Origin of the sequence: Rhodococcus sp. 06-418-5 (genome assembly GCF_002258285.1) — a bacterium.
Classification (GTDB): domain Bacteria; phylum Actinomycetota; class Actinomycetes; order Mycobacteriales; family Mycobacteriaceae; genus Rhodococcoides.
Map to the genome: position 1 here is coordinate 234419 of NZ_NOYE01000012.1, position 19965 is coordinate 254383.

Genomic DNA, 19965 nt, shown 5'->3' on the forward strand with positions numbered 1-19965 from the left:
ACTCGAACTCCCGGGCGGGAAGCGCTTTTTCGCGGTCGGTGCACCACCGGTGACGAGCGGCCACGATCGCCTGAGAGGATGTTCCACGTGAGTAACCAAGCGTGGATCATCGTCGCGGCGATCGCTGCCGTCCTGCTCGTCGTCCTCGTCGTCGGGCTGGCGCTCTCCCGTCGTCGGAGAGTGTCCCTCAAGTCGGACGAGGCGGCGCGAATCGAGGACGCGGCCACCAAGGACAGATCCGGTGGCTACACCGCGGGCAGCGGTTTCTCGTTCAGTCAGGGAACGGCGACAGCCGAGCCCGTGATCCCGAAGGCCCCCAAGCCGGCCGAGCCGAAGCCGGTGGAGCCGCCGCCGGTGGTTCCCACGGCCGAACCGGTCGAATCGGAGACCGTCTGGATCGAGCCGGAAGTGCTCGAACCGGAGGCCCCGGCGACCGATGTCACCGTCGCCGAGCCCGTTGCGCCCGAGCCTCCGGTGGAAGACCCCGTTGCTCCTGCGCCTCGCCGGTTGGACACCATCGACCCGACCGAGGGCCGGCTCGATCGTCTCCGTGGGCGGCTCGCACGATCTCAGTCCGCGGTGGGCAAGAGCCTGCTGGGACTGCTCGGCGGCGGCGACCTGGACGAGGATTCGTGGGAAGAGGTCGAGGACACCCTGCTGATCGCCGATATCGGTTCGGCGACCACCGCGGAGATCATGCGGACGCTGCGTGAGCAGATGGCGGCCCGCAGTATTCGCACCGAAGCCGATGCCAGGGCCCTGCTGCGCGAAATTCTCGTGGCGCAGTTGCACCCCGAGTTCGACCGGTCCATTCGTGCTCTGCCACACGACGGTGCCCCCGCGGTGTTGCTGGTGGTCGGAGTCAACGGCACCGGCAAGACCACCACCACGGGCAAACTGGCTCGGGTGCTGGTCGCGGACGGGCGGCGGGTGCTGCTCGGTGCCGCCGACACGTTCCGCGCTGCTGCGGCCGATCAGCTGCAGACCTGGGCCGAGCGAGTGGGTGCCGAGGTGGTTCGCGGCAAGGAGGCAGCGGATCCGGCTGCGGTCGCCTTCGACGCGGTGAGCAAAGGGATCGAGAACGGCGTCGATGTGGTTCTCATCGACACCGCGGGACGGTTGCACACCAAATCGGGTCTGATGGACGAACTGAGCAAGGTCAAGCGTGTCATCGAGAAGAGGGCCCACGTCGACGACGTTCTGCTCGTTCTCGACGCAACCGTGGGCCAGAACGGACTGACGCAGGCCCGTGTCTTCGCCGAGATCGTGAACATCACAGGTGTCGTGCTGACCAAGCTCGACGGAACCGCGAAGGGTGGCATCGTTTTTCAGGTGCAGCGTGAGCTCGGAGTGCCCGTCAAGCTCGTCGGTCTCGGGGAAGGTGCCGACGATCTGGCACCGTTCGAGCCCGGTGCGTTCGTGGACGCGCTGCTCGGCTGATCGACCCCGCAGGGTGGCCTGCGAAACGGGGAAAAAGCACAAACGCCAGCACGAAACCTTTTTGCAACAGAATCCGGTCATGCGTTCACATGTCCGAAACACCCGAGTGTCACGGATGAAACCTCGTGAAACCACTCTTCTTGCTTAACGGCGCGCCAACCGGTGTGCAGGAGAATGGAGGGTGTACGTGAGTCCCGAGGATATGTTGGCCAACTCCGGCAACGCCGCGTGGATGCTGATGGCAGCATCGCTGGTACTGCTGATGACGCCGGGCTTGGCGTTCTTCTACGGCGGTATGTCGCAGCAGAAGTCCGTGTTGAACATGATGATGATGTCGTTCGGAGCAATGGCCGTCGTCTCGATCATCTACTTCCTGTGGGGCTGGTCGATGTCCTACGGCACCCAGGACATCGGCGGAGTCTTCGCCAACCCGTTCGAGTTCTTCGGACTCAAGGATTCGATCACCGACGCGGACGGCAACTACATCGTCGGAGCATGGGGCTACGCCAACGTCATCGACGTGGCATTCCAGGTCACCTTCGCCATCATCACGGTCGCACTGATCAGCGGCTCGATCGCAGGCCGCGTCAAGTACGGCACCTGGCTCGCCTTCGCCGGTATCTGGGTCACCCTCGCGTACTTCCCGCTCGCGCACATGGTCTGGGGCGGCGGACTGCTCTCCGGATCCGAGAACGGTCTTGCGGCAATGATCTTCGGCACCACCGACGACGGTGAAGGCGGACTCGTCGCCAACGTCGCTCCGATCGACTTCGCCGGTGGCACCGTCGTGCACATCAACGCCGGTATCGCCGGTCTGATTCTGGCGATCATCATCGGCAAGCGCGCCGGCTTCGGCAAGGTCGCCTACCGCCCGCACAACCTTCCGTTCGTGATGCTCGGCGCAGCTCTGCTGTGGTTCGGCTGGTTCGGATTCAACGCCGGTTCCGCCTTCGCGGCCGACGGAATCGCCGGTGTGGCCTGGGTCAACACCACCGCAGCCACGGCAGCCGCCATCGTGGGCTGGCTCATCACCGAGCGCATCCGCGACGGACACGCCACCAGCCTCGGCGCCGCCTCGGGCATCGTTGCAGGTCTGGTCGCGATCACCCCGGCCGCAGGCGCACTCACGCCGGTCGGAGCCATGATCCTCGGTGTCATCGCCGGTGTGCTCTCCGCACTGGCCGTCGGCCTGAAGTTCAAGTTCGGTTACGACGACTCGCTCGACGTCGTGGGCGTTCACCTCGTCGCAGGCCTGTGGGGAACCATCGGAATCGGCTTCCTCGGATCCGAGACCGGCCTGTTCTACGGCGGCGACTACAAGCAGCTCGTCGTGCAGATCGTCATCGCACTGTTCGCGCTGATCTTCACCGCCATCGTCACCGCGGTCATCGCGTTCGCGCTCAAGCCTCTCGGCTGGCGTGTGACGGACGAGGAGGAGGCGAACGGCATCGACGAGGCCGAGCACGCCGAGACTGCATATGATTTCGCCTGACAAGGTAGAGATAGACGTGAACGCTGCACCGTACGACAACGGGCACTCGAGGTCTTGTGAAGGGAAGCAAAAATGAAGCTGATCACGGCAATCGTCAAACCGTTCACCCTGGAGGACGTCAAGACGGGGCTGGAGCAGGCCGGCGTACTCGGAATGACAGTCAGTGAAGTTCAGGGTTACGGCCGCCAGAAGGGCCACACCGAGGTGTACCGAGGTGCCGAGTACTCGGTGGACTTCGTCCCGAAGGTCCGCGTCGAGGTAGTCGTCGACGACGCCGCTGTGGAAAAGGTCGTCGAGGTCATCGTCGAGGCTGCACGCACCGGCAAGATCGGTGACGGCAAGGTCTGGGTTTCCCCGGTCGACTCGGTCATCCGAGTCCGCACCGGAGAACGTGGCGCAGATGCACTCTGACCCCAAAGGGTCTCGGGCCGTGGGCCCCGGTTCTGGCGCGAAAGCGTCAGGATCGGGGCCTTCGGTCTCCACGGGCTCCGCATCGAAGGGCACGAGCGATGCTGCAGCAGATCTCGCTCGGGCCAGAAAACAACTACTCGACGGCGGAACACGCAATCGTCGACTCGATGCACCCTCGCTCCGGCAGGCTCTGGTCGATCTCCACGAGTTCTGGCTGACCACCAAAGGTGCCGAGCTCGGGATCAAACCGGACTCCGGCTTCGCGATCGTCGCTGTCGGCGGTCTTGCTCGTCGTGAACTGCTGCCCTATTCGGATCTGGACCTGATCCTGCTGCACGACGACCTCGAACCACGCATCGTCTCCGATGTCGCCGACAAGCTGTGGTATCCACTGTGGGACGCGCACATCAAGCTCGATCACAGTGTGCGCACGGTGCCGCAGGCTCTGCAGGTCGCTGCAGCCGACATGACGGCATCCCTCGGAATGCTCGAGGCGCGTCACATCGCCGGCGACGTCGAATTGAGCAATCTTCTCATCGGCGGCGTACGTCGCCAGTGGCGCAACGGTATTCGAGGGCGTTTCGACGAGCTGATCGAGCAGACCCGCGGACGGTGGTCGCGCAGCGGTGAGATCGCACACCGCGCCGAACCCGATCTCAAGAGCGGCCGCGGGGGACTGCGTGACGTCCAGTTGCTCGACGCCCTCTCCATCGCACAGTTGACCGACGGCATGCCCGGGCTCGGACCCGAATCACCGGGTGGCGGTTTGGCGTTCGCGCACGGACGCCTCTTGGACGTGCGCACCGAACTGCACCGCGTCGCCGGTCGAGCACGGGATCAACTGCGCGCGCAGGACGCCGACGAGATAGGTGCCGCGCTGCGCATCGGGGATCGCTTCGATCTCGCACGCGTGCTGAGCGATTCGGCTCGGACCATCAGCTATTCGGTGGACGTCGGGTTGCGAACCGCAGGCAATTCGTTACCGCGACGGGGTCTTTCGAGACTGCGTCGAGTCCCGGTCAGACGCCCGCTGGACGAGGGAGTCGTCGAACACGGCGGCGAGGTCGTTCTCGCCCGCGACGCTCGACCGAACAAGGATCCCGGCCTGATCATGCGAGTCGCAGCGGCGTCGGCCCAGACCGGAATGCCGATGTCCGCCTCGACCCTGAACCGGCTGTCCGACAGCGCCCCCGAACTTCGGGAACCCTGGCCCAAGGAAGCACTCAACGATCTGCTCGTGTTGCTCGGATCGGGTCGCAAGGCGATCGCGGCGATCGAGGCGTTGGATCGAACCGGACTGTGGGGCAGGCTCATTCCGGAGTGGGGCGCGGTACGCGACCTACCCCCGCGAGATGCGGTGCACACGTGGACGGTCGATCGACATCTGGTCGAAACCGCAGCCTACGCAAGCGCATTGACCACCCGCGTTGCGCGTCCTGATCTGTTGGTGCTCGGCGCACTGATCCACGACATCGGCAAGGGACGCGGCGGCGATCACAGTGTCGTCGGCGCAGATCTGGCCATCCAGATCGGCAACAGGCTCGGCCTGTGGCCTTCCGACGTGGCACTGCTGACGGCGATGGTGCGATACCACCTACTGCTGCCGGAGACCGCCACCAGACGCGACCTCGACGACCCCGCAACCGTGCAAACCGTCGTCGACGCGCTCGGTGCCGACACGATTCTGCTCGAGCTGCTTCACGCACTGGCAGAAGCGGATTCGCTCGCCACCGGCCCCGGGGTGTGGGGTGACTGGAAGGCCTCGCTCATCCGTGAGCTCGTGCGTCGGTGCAGATTGGTAATGGCGGGGGAGAGTCTGCCCTCACCGGATCCACTCGACCCGGCGCACATCGAACTCGCCGCGCGGGGAGGCGTCCACGTCGACATCGCGCCGACCGACGGGCTGCACACCTTCGTCGTCACCGTCATCGCCCCCGACACGCCCGGGCTGCTGTCCGATGCCGCGGGAGTCCTCGCACTGCACTCGCTGCGCGTGCTCTCGGCCTCTCTCGGAAGTCACGAGGGATCGGCGATCAACTCGTTCGACGTCGCGCCGCTCTTCGGATCCCCGCCGCAGGCCGGTCTGCTGCGGCAGGAGATCATCCGCGCTCAGGCCGGCGAACTCGACCTCGTCGCCGTGCTCGACGCCAAGGAACGCGACGCAAGAGCCGACACCGTCGAGGACGACGCAGAGGATTCGGCCGTCCCGGTTCTCTACGCTCAAGCTCCGCCTCGGGTGCTCTGGTTCGACGACAACGAACCAGGTCAGGTGGTACTCGAGCTACGAGCTGAGGACCGGCTCGGTCTGCTCTGCCGGTTGGCCAGCGCGATCGAACAGCAGGGATCCGACATCCGGTGGGCACGCGTGTCGACCCTGGGCAGCTCGGTGGTCGACTCGTTCTGCATCGACCTGGCGGGAGCAGACAGCAGGGCGGTGCGCGAGGACCTCGAGCGAGCGATCCTCGCGGTCGTACCCGCCCCCGAACCGCCCAAGCCTCCGGAAAAGCCGGAAGGCACCTGACCGCGGGTCGGAATGCGACAGCAGACCGGCTCGCGCTGGTGACTTCTCACGAACTTCCGGCCGACGGGACTGCCGCCGATGCCGATTTGTTACATTCGTCCCCACGCAGAAACGACACTCTCAGCCGTTCCTGCACACTCCACACTGCTCGAACCACATCGTTCCTGCTGGAACCATGTGGTTCCTGCAGGCTCCGCACTGCTGGAACCACGTCGTTCCTGCAGGCTCCACTCCTGGTCATTCGAGAGGCACGAACTGTGGGATCCCACCGACGGTCGACCGTCCACACACCGACCGACTTCGCAGCGCGTCCCACGGGCGGCAGGCACCGCGCCGTACCGGACAGCCCCGTCGTCGGTCGACGGGCGGCCACCATCGTCGTCGCGACCGGCGCGATCGTCGTCGGCGCGACGTCGATGGGTGCAGGCACCGCCGCGGCCGCGCCGCTTCCGGAGCCACCCGCAGCCGGACTCCCGTTCGCCGTACCGGAGGGACTACTGCCCGCTGGATTCGAGCTACCCCAGTTCGAGCTACCCCAACTCGAGATCCCGCAGTTCGTACCCCCACAGCTCGCGCCCCCGCTTCCGCCGTCGCAGCCCGCACCGCCCGAGGCCGCGCCTGCCGAAACCGCGCCCGCTGCGGAACCAGCACCCGCACCGACCTCCGACCCACTGGCCGCATTCGGAGCCGATCCCGGCGCTGCCGCCCAGCAATGGCTCGACGATGTCGGCCTTGGGCAGCTGGGAGCCGGTGTTCAGTCACCCCTCGAGAGCCTGCGCTCGCTGAAGAAGGGCACAGTGCAGCCCGTGGCAGGGGTGTTGACCTCCAACTTCGGCTCGCGATGGGGCACCCAGCACAGTGGCCTCGACATCGCGGCACCCATCGGAACGCCCATCTACGCCGCCGCCGACGGCACCGTGTCCGACGCAGGACCGGCATCCGGCTTCGGTCTCTGGGTCAAGGTGCGGCACGACGACGGCACCGAGACGGTCTACGGACACGTCAACGACTTCTCCGTTCATCCCGGCCAGCGTGTGTCGGCCGGTGAGCAGATCGCCACCGTCGGCAACCGTGGCCAGTCGACAGGCCCACACCTGCACTTCGAGGTGCACGATCCCTCCGGCGTCAAGGTCGACCCCGCGCAGTGGCTCGCCACCCGGGGTGTGGCAGTGACGTGGAACGATTCCGCGCGCAACGCCTGACCGGTCGGCATCGACACGTTCGACACGACAGTCGAACGCCCCAGCGACGACGAGGCGTGCTGCCGCTAGTCTGGTGACCGTGCCGGATTCGGCTCGTTTTCGGTGATCGGCTAGCTCAGGAGTGCAATCGGTGTTCGAATCCCTTTCCGACAGGTTGACCGGGACTCTCAAGGACCTGCGTGGCAAAGGTCGACTGTCCGGCGCGGATATCGACGCCACGGCCCGTGAGATCCGTCTGGCCCTGCTCGAAGCGGACGTGGCACTGCCCGTCGTACGTGAATTCATCAACCGCATCAAGGTCCGGGCCAAGGGTGCCGAGGTCTCGGGCGCGCTCAACCCGGCCCAGCAGGTCGTCAAGATCGTCAACGAGGAACTGGTCGGCATCCTCGGCGGCGAGACTCGCAGGCTCGTCTTCGCCAAGAACCCGCCCACGGTGATCATGCTCGCCGGTCTGCAGGGTTCGGGCAAGACGACGCTGGCGGGCAAGCTCGCGAAATGGCTCAAGGGCCAGGGCCACACCCCACTGCTCGTCGCGTGCGACCTTCAGCGTCCCGGTGCCGTGAGCCAGCTGCAGATCGTGGGCGAGCGCGCCGGTGCCGCCGTCTTCGCGCCGCACCCCGGCACGTCCATCGGCGGCGGCGACAATGCACTCGGAGTCTCGGCAGCGGATCCCGTCGAGGTTGCCAGGGCCGGCATCGCCGAGGCTCGCAGCAAGCAGTACGACGTGGTCATCGTCGACACCGCGGGTCGCCTCGGCATCGACAGCGAGCTGATGAATCAGGCCGCGGGAATTCGCGACGCGGTCGAGCCGGACGAGACGCTGTTCGTTCTCGATGCGATGGTCGGTCAGGACGCCGTCAGCACCGCCGAGGCGTTCCGTGACGGCGTCGGCTTCACCGGTGTCGTACTCACCAAGCTCGACGGCGATGCCCGCGGCGGTGCTGCGCTGAGCGTCCGTGAGGTCACAGGCCAGCCGATCATGTTCGCGTCGACCGGTGAGAAGCTCGAGGATTTCGACGTCTTCCACCCCGATCGCATGGCGAGCCGCATCCTCGGCATGGGCGACGTGCTGAGCCTCATCGAGCAGGCCGAGCAGCACTTCGATGCCGAGCAGGCCGAGGCGACGGCCAACAAGATCGGCTCGGGGCAACTCACGCTCGACGACTTCCTCGAGCAGATGATGGCCGTCCGCAAGATGGGGCCGATCGGAAACCTGCTGGGCATGCTGCCCGGTGCCGGCCAGATGAAAGAACTCGCCAACGTCGACGAGAAGCAACTCGACCGGGTTCAGGCCATCATCCGCGGCATGACGCCGCAGGAACGTACCGACCCGAAGATCATCAACGCGTCACGACGGTTGCGTATCGCGAACGGTTCGGGCGTCAAGGTCTCCGACGTCAACCAGCTGGTCGACCGGTTCTTCGAGGCTCGCAAGATGATGTCGGCCATGGCCGGTCGGATGGGCATGCCGGGCGCGCGCAAGCAGGTACGGAACAACAAGAAGGGCAAGAAAGGCAAGAAGGGCGCTCGCGGTCCGACGCAGCCGAAGATCCGCGGTGGATTCCCTGGCATGCCGGGCGGAATGCCGGCGGGAATGCCCGACCTGTCGTCCATGCCCAAGGGCCTCGACCAGTTGCCGCCAGGGCTGGAAGGCATCGACCTCTCGCAACTGAAACTGCCCAAGAAGTAAGCGCGCGCACGTGTCGGCCATGCGGGTGCGGGGCCGCGGACTGCCGGACGGGACGGAGATCGACCTCTGGATCGAGGGCGGTGTTCTGTCCACCGAGCCCATTGCGGATGCGGATTTCGTCCACGACGGCGGGTGGGTCCTGCCCGGCCTGGTCGACGCCCACTGCCATGTCGGGATCGAATACGGCGGGGGACACACCGACCTGATCGGGTCGATCCGACAGGCCGAGACCGAGCGAGGCGTCGGCGCGCTGCTGCTGCGCGACGCCGGGTCCCCGGTCGACACACGCGCCCTGGACGAGTACGAGGACCTACCTCGCATCATCCGAGCGGGCCGCCACATCGCATCACCCAGGCGATACATCCCGGGTCTGGCGATCGACATCGAGGACGAATCGCAACTGCCGGAGGCGGTGGCTCAGCAGGCCCGGTTCGGCGACGGCTGGGTCAAGCTCGTCGGCGACTGGATCGACCGCTCGGTGGGAGATCTCCGGCCACTGTGGAACGACTCGATCCTCGTCGACGCCATCGCTGCCGCCCACGCCGAGGGAGCGCGGGTGACAGCCCACGTGTTCGGCGAGGATGCTCTGCCCGGTCTGATTGCGGCGGGAATCGACTGCATCGAGCACGGCACCGGTCTGACCGACGAGACCGTCGAGATGATGGTCGATCACGGCACCGCTCTGGTACCGACGCTGATCAACATCGAGACGTTCCCCGGCATCGCCGATTCCGCCACCCGGTATCCGGTCTACGCCCGGCACATGCGGGCGCTCCACCAACGCGTCGCCGCCACCGTCGGACGAGCCCATGACGCAGGCATTCCCATCTACGCAGGTACCGATGCCGGTGGATCGATCGCGCACGGACGCATCGCCGACGAGGTAGCCGCGCTGGCCGCCGTGGGTCTCTCTGCGACCGACGCGCTCGGTGCTGCCTGCTGGGACGCCCGGTCGTGGCTGGGTCGGCAGGGACTCGAGCACGGCGCGCCCGCGGATCTGGTCGTCTACTCCGACGATCCGCGAGGGGGACCGGACGTGCTGGCCGATCCGGAGCTGGTGATCCTGCGCGGACGCGTGACCGATCGGCGCGGCCGCACGACGAACGGGCCGGTGGGCCGAGGGTGACCGATCCGAGAAGCGATGCAGGACAGCCCGATCCGAACCGACCCAGCTGGGCCGCAATGGCACCGATGAATCGAATTGAGCAGCAGGGTTCGGGGTTGTCCGAAACCTACTGGCGAGCCGAGCAGGCTGCGCTCGAACGCAGAAGCGGTCAACTGTGGGGACTGCCGGCCGCGGCGCTCGTGCTGGGGCTCAACCTGGCGGGATTTCTGATACTCGGGCTCGTCGTGACGTCGGACGCCTCGGCCGTCTTCGTGGTGGGCATCATGATTCCGAGCCTTCTCGCTGCGGGCGTGGCGGTGGCCGTCTCGACGACCCGAGGAAACGGACCTGTCGTCGACTTCGGCCTCCCCAGGTCGACCCCCGAATTCCTCGGTCACCTCCGATTCGGGTTGGCGTGGGGTGGCGTCGCGGTGGTCGGTGGTCTCCTGCTGGCGCTGATTCTGTTGTCCGGTATCGAGTTGGACGATCCGATGCCGCTCGGCGACGTCACCGACACGACCGTCGGCTGGAAAATCGCTCTGGCCGTGTGGATCTGGCTCGGTGCACCGATCTGCGAGGAAACGATGTTCCGCGGCATGCTGTGGGGAGCACTCGAGAAACGCACCCGCCCGATGCCCATGGCCTGGTTGGGCAATCGATGGGTCGTCCTGGCGATCACCGCGGTGGTGTTCGCGATCTGGCACCGCGAGTGGTGGCGCTTCGTGGTGCTGCTGTGGGGTGGATTCGCGATCGGCATCGCACGGATGCGTTCCGGTTCGATCGTCGCGTCGACCACGGCGCACTCGGTGAACAACACCCTCCCCGCCCTGGTGGTCCTGTTCGCGTGAGGTGAGGGGTCCACAGGCCCGATTCACCGATCGAGCCGCCCGTCTGGCACAATGAACAGCTGTTCGCCCGTCTTCCGGTTACGTACCGCGCGGCGGTCACAACAACCCTCAACGCAAAACCGGGCTCGCATGCCGTGCGAACCGCTGAATTGCGCCGTGACCAACTTTCGAAAGGCTCCACCAGAACATGGCTGTCAAGATCAAGCTCATGCGTATCGGCAAGATCCGCACCCCGCACTACCGCGTCGTCATCTCCGATGCTCGCACCCGTCGTAACGGCCGTGCGATCGAGACCATCGGCACGTACGAGCCCAAGCAGGACCCCAGCGTCATCGAGATCGACTCCGAGCGGGCTCAGTACTGGCTGGGCGTCGGCGCACAGCCGACCGAGCCTGTCGAGGCACTGCTCAAGATCACCGGTGACTGGCAGAAGTTCAAGGGCCTCCCCGGTGCCGAGGGAACCCTCCGCGTCGCCGAGCCCAAGCCCTCCAAGCTCGACCTGTTCAACGCAGCGCTGGCGCAGGCCGACTCCGAGCCGCAGGGCGAGGCCACCACCGCCAAGAAGAAGAAGGCTCCGAAGGCCGACGACGCCGCCGCGGAGACCACCGACGCTGCAGCAACCGAGACGGCAGACGCGCCGGCCGCCGAGGCTGCTGAGAAGTGAGTGCCGTTGTCGCCGATGCCGTCGAACATCTCGTTCGCGGCATCGTCGCCAATCCCGATGACGTTCGCGTCGAGATGATCACCGGCCGTCGTGGCCGCACCGTGGAAGTCCACGTGCACCCCGACGATCTGGGCAAGGTCATCGGCCGTGGCGGTCGTACCGCTACGGCGCTGCGCACGCTCGTCTCGGGAATCGGTGGTCGCGGCATCCGTGTCGACGTGGTCGACACGGACCAGTAGGTCACGTACCCATCATGGAGCTGGTCATCGGCCGTGTCGCGAAGTCGCACGGCATCAAAGGCGAAGTCGTCGTCGAGGTTCGCACCGACAACCCCGACGACCGCTTCGCCGAAGGAACCGTTCTCTCGGGCCGCAGGCCCCGATCGAACGCGGAACCGGCCTCGTACACAGTGGAAGCCGTCCGGGAACACTCCGGACGGCTTCTGCTGCGTCTGAACGGTATCGACGACAAGACTGCCGCTGACCAACTGCGCGGCATATTGTTCGTAGTCGAATCCACCGACCTTCCGCCGTCCGACGATCCGGACGAGTACTACGACCACGAACTCGAAGGCCTCACAGTGATCCTGACCGACGGCACCGTCGTCGGAACGGTCCGCGAGGTCCTCCACTCCGCAGCGGGGGAGCTGCTCTCCATCACGCCGAGTCCGGGCTTCGGCGAAGCCACCCGCGCCGAAATTCTCGTGCCGTTCGTAGCGGCCATCGTGACGACGGTGTCGTTGGCCGACAAGACGATCGAGATCGATCCGCCCGAGGGTCTGCTGGATCCGGAGTAGATCGTGCGCCTCGACGTCGTCACCATCTTTCCCGAATACCTCACGCCGCTCCGAACTGCGTTGCTGGGCAAAGCAATCGACCGCGGCCTCGTCTCGGTCGAGGTTCACGATCTGCGGTCGTGGACTCACGATGTGCACAAGGCCGTCGACGATTCGCCCTACGGCGGCGGGCCCGGAATGGTCATGAAGCCGACGGTGTGGGGCGACGCACTCGACGACGTGCTCACAGACGATGCTCTCCTCGTCGTCCCGACCCCGGCCGGTGTGCCGTTCACCCAGCGGACAGCCGAGCGATGGTCCTCCGAGCAACATCTCGTATTCGCCTGCGGCCGATACGAAGGCATCGACCAACGCGTGTTCGACGACGCCGCGCGTCGCGTGCGTGTCGAGGAAGTCAGCATCGGCGATTACGTGCTCATCGGCGGCGAGGCGGCCGTCCTCGTCATGGCCGAGGCCGTGGTGCGACTGATGCCGGGGGTTCTGGGCAATCAACAGTCGCATCAGCAGGATTCGTTCTCCGACGGTCTGCTCGAAGGGCCGAGCTACACGCGTCCCGCTCGGTGGCGCGATCTCGACGTTCCGTCGGTGCTGCTCTCGGGTGATCACGCGAAGATCGCAGCGTGGCGTCGAGAGCAATCATTGGACAGGACCGCCGAGCGTCGTCCGGACCTGCTGCAGGACTGACGAATTCAGCTGACGGTGCCGTCGGGAAAGAGCATCGAGACGAATCCGGTGAGAGTTTCCCTTGCGTGCAGTGCGCTTGCGTCGTCGCTGACGTCGACGACGGCGGTGTCCGGATAGCTTTCCATGTCGTCCGCGTAGAAGATGTCCTCGCGTGAGGACAGAGCCAGAACGTAGCGGTTGTCGACACCGATCGTGCCTGTCGACAGGTGGACCCACCGATCGGACACGCAGCACATCCAACCCTGTTTCACAGCGTGCACGCTCTCTCCGGGAAGACCGTCGACGATCCCGAAATGCTGTTTGTAGCCGTCCGCGGCAATCGGTGCCGAACGCCGCAGCATTCCGATCACCACGTCCGTCGATGCAGTCGTCAAACCGCCGCTGCCGCCCAGCAACCCCGCGTAGTAACCGACCAGGTCACTGGGCGTGGTCTCGGTGTTGTACCACTGGTCGTCGCCGGGAGCTGTGGTGCTCGTCAGGCCGTAGCGAGCTGCGACCGTGCGCACGATGTCGGACGAGCCGTAGCGGTACCAGAGCGTGTACGCGGCGTTGTCGTCGGACAGCTCGAGCATGCTGGTCATGGTGGCCAGATCGTCGGCGGAGACCGGGCGGTTCTCCGACTGCGCTCGGAACAACACCTCGTCGGCGATGAAGAGCTTGGACACCGACGCGGTTTCGACCTGAACATCGGCATTGCTGCTGTAGTAGGAGCCCGTCTGACGATCCAACAGTGCGAAATCCACATCGGCACCACGGGCCTGGGCCGACGCGATCGCCATCGGGATACGAGCTTCGAGGGCGACGCCGTCGACCTTGTCCATATCGGGAAAGGGCGATGCCGACGTCTCGGCGGTCTCCTTCGACGCGGAGTCACCGACCTGATCGTCGGGAGGAACCGAACAGCCGACCAGCAGCAGGGAGGCGCAGGCTGCAGCCAGGAATCGAGACAACCTGACCATCCGCGAAACTCTCCCACACGTTGAACCGCCGACCGACTCGTCCCACAGTAGCGGTAGGGTCCATCGCCGTGACCACTGCTCTGAAATCTGTGAACAAGCGCATAGCCGAAGAACTCGACGTTCGTGAAGAACAGGTTCGTGCCGCCGTGGAATTGCTCGACGGCGGGTCGACGGTCCCGTTCATCGCGCGCTACCGCAAGGAAGTCACCGGCACCCTCGACGACACGCAGCTGCGTCAGCTCGACGAGCGGCTGCGGTACCTGCGCGAGCTCGACGAGCGCAGAGACGCCGTCATCGAGTCCATCCGCTCGCAGGGCAAGCTCGACGAAGCGCTCGAGCAGTCGTTGATGCTGGCCGACACCAAGGCTCGCGTCGAGGACATCTATCTGCCGTTCAAGCCCAAGCGCCGCACCAAGGCTCAGATCGCACGGGAGGCCGGGCACGAGCCCGTCGCCGACGCCCTGTTCTCCGACCCCACCACCGACCCGGCCCAGTTCGATCAGGAGCAACTCGACGGCGCGCGGGCGATTCTCGTCGAGCGTTTCGCCGAGGACGCGGATCTGGTGGGTGAACTGCGCGAACTGATGTGGACGTCCGGCAAGCTCGTCGCGTCCGTTCGCAAGGGCAAAGAAGAAGAGGGTGCCAAGTTCTCCGATTACTTCGAGTTCTCGGAACCGTTCACCAGCCTGCCCTCGCACCGCATCCTCGCCACGCTCAGAGGCGAGAAGGAAGAAGTACTCTCGCTCGGCTTCGAGCCCGAGCGTGACGAACCGACCCCCGGCGTCCCGAGCGTCTACGAGGGTCGGATCGCTACCAAGTTCGGGATCGCGAATCGAGGACGGCCCGCCGACAAGTGGCTGCTCGACACCGTCCGATGGGCGTGGCGTACCAAGATGCTGGTGACCGTCTCCCTCGATACCCGCATGCGACTGCGCCAATCGGCCGAGAAGGACGCCGTCGACGTGTTCGCGAGCAACCTCAAGGACCTGCTGCTCGCCGCGCCCGCGGGCAACCGCACCACGATGGGCCTGGACCCGGGCTTCCGTACCGGCACCAAGGTCGCGATCGTCGACGCCACCGGAAAGGTCGTCGACCACGACACCATCTACCCGCACAAACCGCAGGGCAAGTGGGATCAGGCGGTGGCCACCCTCGCTGGACTCGCCGCCAAGCACAAGGTCGAACTGATCGCCATCGGCAATGGCACCGCATCGCGTGAAACCGACTCGCTGGCAGCAGAATTGATCGCCAAGTTCCCTGCCGCCAACCTGACCAAGGTGGTGGTGTCCGAGGCCGGAGCGTCGGTGTACTCCGCCTCCGCGTACGCCTCGAGCGAGCTGCCCGAACTGGACGTGTCGATCCGCGGTGCCGTCTCGATCGCCCGCAGGTTGCAGGATCCGCTGGCCGAGCTGGTCAAGATCGATCCGAAGTCCATCGGCGTCGGGCAGTACCAGCACGACATCTCCGAAACTCTGCTGGCCCGATCTCTCGGCGCCGTCGTCGAGGACGCGGTGAACGCCGTCGGCGTCGACGTCAACACCGCGTCGGTACCGTTGCTCTCGCGGGTCTCCGGTATCGCCGGCTCTCTTGCCGAGAGCATCGTGGCACACCGTGACCAGAACGGTCCGTTCTCCAGCCGCAGCACACTCAAAGACGTTCCGCGGTTGGGGCCCAAAGCTTTCGAGCAGTGCGCCGGATTCCTCCGCATCTCAGGGGGAGAGGATCCACTGGACCGGTCGAGTGTTCACCCGGAGGCATATCCCGTCGTGCGGCGCATCGTCGGCAAGGCCGGCGTCGGGGTGCGCGAGGTCATCGGCAACACAGCACTGCTGCGCGGGCTCGACCCCGCCGAATTCGCCGACGACCGATTCGGTCTGCCCACCGTCACCGACATCATCTCCGAACTCGAGAAGCCGGGCCGCGATCCACGTCCGGAGTTCAAGACCGCGACCTTCGCCGCCGGTATCGAGAAGGTCGCCGACCTGGTGCCCGGCATGACGCTCGAGGGAGTCGTGACCAACGTGGCGGCGTTCGGGGCGTTCGTCGACGTCGGTGTGCATCAGGACGGGCTCGTGCACGTCTCGGCGATGTCGCACAACTTCGTCAAGGATCCGCGTGAGGTCGTCAAGTCCGGTGACGTCGTTCGCGTCAAGGTGATGGAGGTCGACATCCCCCGTCAGCGCATCGGTCTGAGTCTGCGGCTGGACGACGAACCCGGCGCGTCCGGCGGCAAGGACGCCAACCGCGGACAGCAGGGTGACCGTCCGCGAGGCCAGGGGCGGGGCGCGGGCGCACATCAGGCCGGCCGCGGACGAGACGCACGCCCGCAACGGGATCGTCGTACGGCCGGGGGCGCCGGTGCGGCGACACCGGCTGCCGGTTCCATGGCCGACGCGTTGCGGAAGGCGGGATTCGGAAAATAGCGAACGGTTCCTCGGTCGATGCTGCCCTGGGTGGTCCCGGACGCGAATAGGGTGAAACGCGATCACCGGTCGTTCGGCAGGAAGGACGTGAGGCACACGTGAGGTGGTTGCAACACGGGGTCATCGATCACGGCCGCCTGCCGCTGCTGTGTTTCCTGCTGGGGCTGTTGGCGGGGTTCCTCCTGATCCGCCTCAGCGTCAGGATGATTCGCGCAGACGTGAAATGGTGGCCGGGAAACATTACGCCCGGGGGTCAGCACATCCACCACGTCGTGTTCGGAATCGTGCTGATGCTGCTGGCGGGGATCGGCTTGATCGCGGTGTACGTCGACGGTTCCGAGCCGGTCGGCGCGGCGTTGGCGGCGATCTTCGGCATCGGCGCCGCTCTCGTCCTCGACGAGTTCGCGTTGATCTTCTATCTCCGTGATGTCTACTGGTCCGAACAGGGCCGCACGTCGGTGGACGCCGTGTTCGCGGCAGTGGCGTTCACCGGCCTGCTGCTGCTCGGCTACCACCCCCTGGAGTTGCTCAGCCCGGCCGACTTCCGGGCCGATCCCGACCCGTGGGTGCGCGGCACCCTGGCGGTGTTGGCCCTGGCCAATCTCGCGCTCGGTGTCATCGTTCTGCTCAAGGGCAAGATCTGGACCGGACTGCTCGGGCTGTTCCTCCTGCCGATCCTCGTTCTGGCCGCAGTGCGGTTGAGCAGGCCGAGCGCACCGTGGGCGAGGTGGCGCTACACCACCAGGCCGAAGAAGATGGAACGCGCTCTGCGCCGAGAGAAGCGGTGGCGACGGCCGATCATCCGGGCCAAGATCTATCTCCAGGACGCGATCGCCGGGAAGCCGAGCATCGTGCATGCACGTGAGGCCACCGAGGACGAATTGGCGCGGACGGTTCTACCTGCGCCGATGGCGAGCGAGACGGCGTCGAGCCGAGAAGCGCCGATTTCGTCGAACGCCTGATGGTCTGGCACAATGGTCGGGTTGCCTCTAGCAGGCACGGACCTCACTCGGAGTACGAACCAGTCGAGCCGTTGCATCAGCGAGCCGCTCGGTTCCTCTACTCATGCGCAGAACGCAAGGATGGCACAACCGATGAACACTCTGGACTTTCTCGACAATCAGTCGCTGCGTAGCGACATCCCCGATTTCCGCCCCGGCGACACGCTGAACGTGCACGTCAAGGTCATCGAAGGCTCGAAGGAGCGCATTCAGATCTTCAAGGGCGTCGTCATCCGACGTCAGGGCGGTGGCGTTCGCGAAACGTTCACGGTCCGCAAGGTCTCGTTCGGCGTCGGCGTCGAGCGCACCTTCCCGGTGCACAGCCCCAACATCGCGCAGTTCGAGGTCCTCACCCGTGGTGACGTCCGTCGCGCCAAGCTCTACTACCTCCGCGATCTGCGTGGCAAGGCCGCCAAGATCAAGGAAAAGCGCTGACCGGTTCCGCCCGGACACATCAGTTCACACCATGCCGCGTTGCCCGTCAGGGCGACGCGGCATGGTGCTTTCCACCCGCTGCCGTCCCACGTTTCTCCCGGCCGGCGAGCGGATCGACAGCCGCGAACCGCCCATGCGCACACCGTCCGGCCGTGCGGGCGACGGTTCCGGCTAACCTGATCACGTGACGCAGTCCCCACAGGATCCAACCGACGAGCCCGACGACGAGTCTTCACGGAAGAAGCGTCGGGAACGCAAGCCCCGATCGTTCTGGCGTGAGCTTCCCATTCTCATTCTGGTAGCGCTGGTACTGAGTTTCCTGCTCCAGACATTCGTTGCCCGGGTCTATCTGATCCCGTCCGAATCGATGGAGCCGACCCTGCACGGCTGCACCGGCTGCACCGGTGACCGCATCGTGGTGGAGAAGATCGGATACCGGTTCGGCGACCCGAAGCCCGGCGACATCGTCGTCTTCCGCGGCCCGGATTCGTGGAACGACGAATTCGTGTCACAACGGTCCGACAACGCGGTGATTCGGGGAGCACAGGAAGTCGGCTCGCTGATCGGCGTAGTCGCTCCCGACGAGAACGATCTGGTCAAGCGCGTCATCGCCACCGGCGGTCAGACCGTCGAATGCTGCGACGACCAGGGCCGAGTCCTCGTCGACGGACAGCCGTTGGACGAGCCGTACATCCAGATGGATTTCCCGTTCACCCCGGGGACGATGACGTGCGACACCGAGTTGAAGTCCGGACGGTGCTTCGACCCCGTCACCGTGCCGGAGGGCAACATCTGGGTCATGGGTGACAACCGGAGCAACTCGCGGGACTCCCGGTATCACGTCACCGACGAGTTCACCGGCACCGTTCCCCTTGACAACGTGATCGGTAAGGCCGTGTTCATCGCGCTGCCACCGTCACGAACAGGGATCCTGGATTCTCCCGACATCCAAGGTCGATGACTTCGACCCCCAGGCGTGCGCCGCGTGCGCGCGCAACCCTGACTCGGTCGTCGTGGCCGCCGCGTCCGGTCATCCGACGAGCGGCAGGCCTACGGACGATGGAATCGGCGCTCGAGCGCAACGGTCTCGGACCGGTCGCTGGAGTGGACGAAGCGGGACGAGGAGCATGCGCCGGTCCACTGACCGTTGCGGCGTGTGTTCTCGGTGCGCGGGCTCATGCCGCTCTCGCGGACCTGGACGACTCGAAGAAGCTGACCGAGCGACGACGCGAGGAACTCTTTCCCAAGATCCAGAGGCTGGCACTGGCATGGAGCGTGGTGTCGATCGATGCGGCCGAGATCGACCGCATCGGAGTCCACGTGGCGAACATCGAGGGAATGCGACGCGCGGTTGCCGGGCTCGGCATGACCCCGGGCTACGTACTCACCGACGGCTTTCGAGTACCCGGCCTTCCGGTTCCGTCGTTACCGGTGATCGGCGGCGACGCCACCGCGGCGTGCATCGCCGCGGCGAGCGTGCTGGCGAAAGTCACCCGGGATCGATCGATGGTGAAGATGGACGAGTCGATCCCCGGCTACGGATTCGCCGTGCACAAGGGGTACAGCACGCGCGCACATTCCGCCGCGATGACCGCGCTCGGCCCGAGCTGCGAACATCGAATGTCCTACGCGAATGTCGCAGCGGCGGCCGCAGGGCTCTCTCGTGACGCCGTCGACGCCCTGGGGCGAATGGACTGCGGCGACGCCGGTACGCGATGATTGCAGTTCACGCCCGACTGGAGGATGAAAGAAACCGATGAGTGCCGAAGATCTCGAAAAGTACGAAACCGAGATGGAGCTCTCGCTGTATCGCGAGTACCGGGACATCGTGGGTCAGTTCAACTACGTCGTCGAAACCGAGCGTCGGTTCTATCTGGCGAACTCCGTCGAACTCATTCCGCACAACGCCGACGGTGAAATCTACTTCGAATTGCGAATGTCCGACTCGTGGGTGTGGGACATGTATCGCCCCGCCCGATTCGTCAAGCATGTCCGGGTGATCACCTTCAAGGACGTCAACATCGAAGAGTTGGACAAACCAGATCTTCGCCTGCCGGAATAGCTCTCCTCGTCCGACGGTGCGGCGTGGCCGAGCGGCCCGAACATCGGGCTCGAGTGAACGTGTCGCACATCCGGCTCGGAGGGACCGGCTGCGAACCGCCTGATTCGAATCGATCGTCGAAGTTCCGATCGTATTGCCGGACGAAAAGCTGGACACCCGGCCAAATCGGTCCGCATGTTCTGTTTCTGTGTTCGATGTCCCGAAGATTTGTTCTGCGTCGAACGGTGCAGGT

19 protein-coding genes are annotated in these 19965 nt (G+C 65.6%); 18 read left to right on the forward strand and 1 reads right to left on the reverse strand.

Annotated features, from left to right (window positions below; translation table 11 throughout):
• Positions 1 to 87: 87 nt before the first annotated feature.
• The 12 genes from ftsY to trmD all read left to right on the forward strand — a co-directional run bounded on the left by ftsY (position 88) and on the right by trmD (position 12853).
• Positions 88 to 1440 carry a signal recognition particle-docking protein FtsY gene (gene ftsY / locus CH274_RS06760; protein ID WP_094657245.1) on the forward strand — a complete coding sequence of 451 codons (1353 nt, stop codon included), beginning with the start codon at positions 88 to 90 and terminating at the stop codon, positions 1438 to 1440.
• 202 nt (positions 1441 to 1642) lie between these two features.
• Positions 1643 to 2932 (forward strand): ammonium transporter, encoded by a 1290-nt coding sequence (locus CH274_RS06765; protein WP_176459326.1) that lies wholly within the window; start codon positions 1643 to 1645, stop codon positions 2930 to 2932.
• Between the two features lie 72 nt (positions 2933 to 3004).
• Positions 3005 to 3343, forward strand: coding sequence for a P-II family nitrogen regulator (locus CH274_RS06770; protein ID WP_019664269.1), 339 nt, complete (start codon positions 3005 to 3007; stop codon positions 3341 to 3343).
• Positions 3333 to 5864, forward strand: coding sequence for a [protein-PII] uridylyltransferase (locus CH274_RS06775; RefSeq protein ID WP_032398350.1), 2532 nt, complete (start codon positions 3333 to 3335; stop codon positions 5862 to 5864). The genes CH274_RS06770 and CH274_RS06775 overlap by 11 nt, the downstream gene beginning before the upstream one ends.
• 257 nt (positions 5865 to 6121) lie before the next feature.
• Positions 6122 to 7066: a M23 family metallopeptidase gene (locus tag CH274_RS06780; RefSeq protein ID WP_094657007.1), complete on the forward strand. Its 945-nt coding sequence runs from the start codon at positions 6122 to 6124 to the stop codon at positions 7064 to 7066.
• A 130-nt stretch (positions 7067 to 7196) separates the two neighbouring features.
• Entirely contained in the window at positions 7197 to 8756 is a 1560-nt protein-coding gene (ffh, locus tag CH274_RS06785) for a signal recognition particle protein (protein WP_032398352.1), read from the forward strand.
• Positions 8757 to 8775: 19 nt separating this feature from the next.
• Entirely contained in the window at positions 8776 to 9882 is a 1107-nt protein-coding gene (locus CH274_RS06790; protein WP_179275682.1) for an amidohydrolase family protein, read from the forward strand.
• A gap of 65 nt (positions 9883 to 9947) precedes the next feature.
• Positions 9948 to 10709, forward strand: a complete 762-nt coding sequence (locus tag CH274_RS06795; protein WP_256993492.1) for a CPBP family intramembrane glutamic endopeptidase — start codon at positions 9948 to 9950, stop codon at positions 10707 to 10709.
• A 187-nt stretch (positions 10710 to 10896) separates the two neighbouring features.
• Complete coding sequence (gene rpsP, locus CH274_RS06800) at positions 10897 to 11373, forward strand: 30S ribosomal protein S16 (protein ID WP_032397793.1); 477 nt, start codon at positions 10897 to 10899, stop codon at positions 11371 to 11373.
• Positions 11370 to 11612, forward strand: a complete 243-nt coding sequence (locus CH274_RS06805; protein ID WP_027496687.1) for an RNA-binding protein — start codon at positions 11370 to 11372, stop codon at positions 11610 to 11612. The genes rpsP and CH274_RS06805 overlap by 4 nt, the downstream gene beginning before the upstream one ends.
• 14 nt (positions 11613 to 11626) lie before the next feature.
• On the forward strand, positions 11627 to 12169 hold the full coding sequence (gene rimM / locus CH274_RS06810; protein WP_045195597.1) for a ribosome maturation factor RimM: 543 nt from the start codon (positions 11627 to 11629) through the stop codon (positions 12167 to 12169).
• Positions 12170 to 12172: 3 nt separating this feature from the next.
• Positions 12173 to 12853, forward strand: coding sequence for a tRNA (guanosine(37)-N1)-methyltransferase TrmD (gene trmD, locus CH274_RS06815; protein ID WP_032397795.1), 681 nt, complete (start codon positions 12173 to 12175; stop codon positions 12851 to 12853).
• A gap of 5 nt (positions 12854 to 12858) precedes the next feature.
• Here trmD and CH274_RS06820 read toward each other — a convergent pair whose 3' ends face one another.
• The gene (locus CH274_RS06820; protein WP_094657009.1) at positions 12859 to 13812 is read right to left on the reverse strand and encodes a serine hydrolase; all 954 of its coding nucleotides are present in this window, start codon (positions 13810 to 13812) and stop codon (positions 12859 to 12861) included.
• Between the two features lie 68 nt (positions 13813 to 13880).
• Here CH274_RS06820 and CH274_RS06825 point away from each other — a divergent pair, with 68 nt between their 5' ends.
• The 6 genes from CH274_RS06825 to CH274_RS06850 all read left to right on the forward strand — a co-directional run bounded on the left by CH274_RS06825 (position 13881) and on the right by CH274_RS06850 (position 19733).
• Positions 13881 to 16235 carry a Tex family protein gene (locus tag CH274_RS06825; protein WP_179275654.1) on the forward strand — a complete coding sequence of 785 codons (2355 nt, stop codon included), beginning with the start codon at positions 13881 to 13883 and terminating at the stop codon, positions 16233 to 16235.
• Between the two features lie 107 nt (positions 16236 to 16342).
• Complete coding sequence (locus CH274_RS06830) at positions 16343 to 17197, forward strand: hypothetical protein (protein ID WP_094657248.1); 855 nt, start codon at positions 16343 to 16345, stop codon at positions 17195 to 17197.
• 132 nt (positions 17198 to 17329) lie between these two features.
• Positions 17330 to 17671 carry a 50S ribosomal protein L19 gene (gene rplS / locus CH274_RS06835; protein ID WP_027496692.1) on the forward strand — a complete coding sequence of 114 codons (342 nt, stop codon included), beginning with the start codon at positions 17330 to 17332 and terminating at the stop codon, positions 17669 to 17671.
• Positions 17672 to 17855: 184 nt separating this feature from the next.
• Positions 17856 to 18632 (forward strand): signal peptidase I, encoded by a 777-nt coding sequence (gene lepB / locus CH274_RS06840; RefSeq protein WP_094657010.1) that lies wholly within the window; start codon positions 17856 to 17858, stop codon positions 18630 to 18632.
• Positions 18629 to 19390 carry a ribonuclease HII gene (locus CH274_RS06845; RefSeq protein WP_218829198.1) on the forward strand — a complete coding sequence of 254 codons (762 nt, stop codon included), beginning with the start codon at positions 18629 to 18631 and terminating at the stop codon, positions 19388 to 19390. The genes lepB and CH274_RS06845 overlap by 4 nt, the downstream gene beginning before the upstream one ends.
• Before the next feature lie 37 nt (positions 19391 to 19427).
• A complete protein-coding gene (locus CH274_RS06850; RefSeq protein WP_008717288.1) occupies positions 19428 to 19733 on the forward strand; it encodes a DUF2469 domain-containing protein in 306 nt (101 codons plus the stop codon).
• The last annotated feature ends 232 nt before the right edge of the window (positions 19734 to 19965 follow it).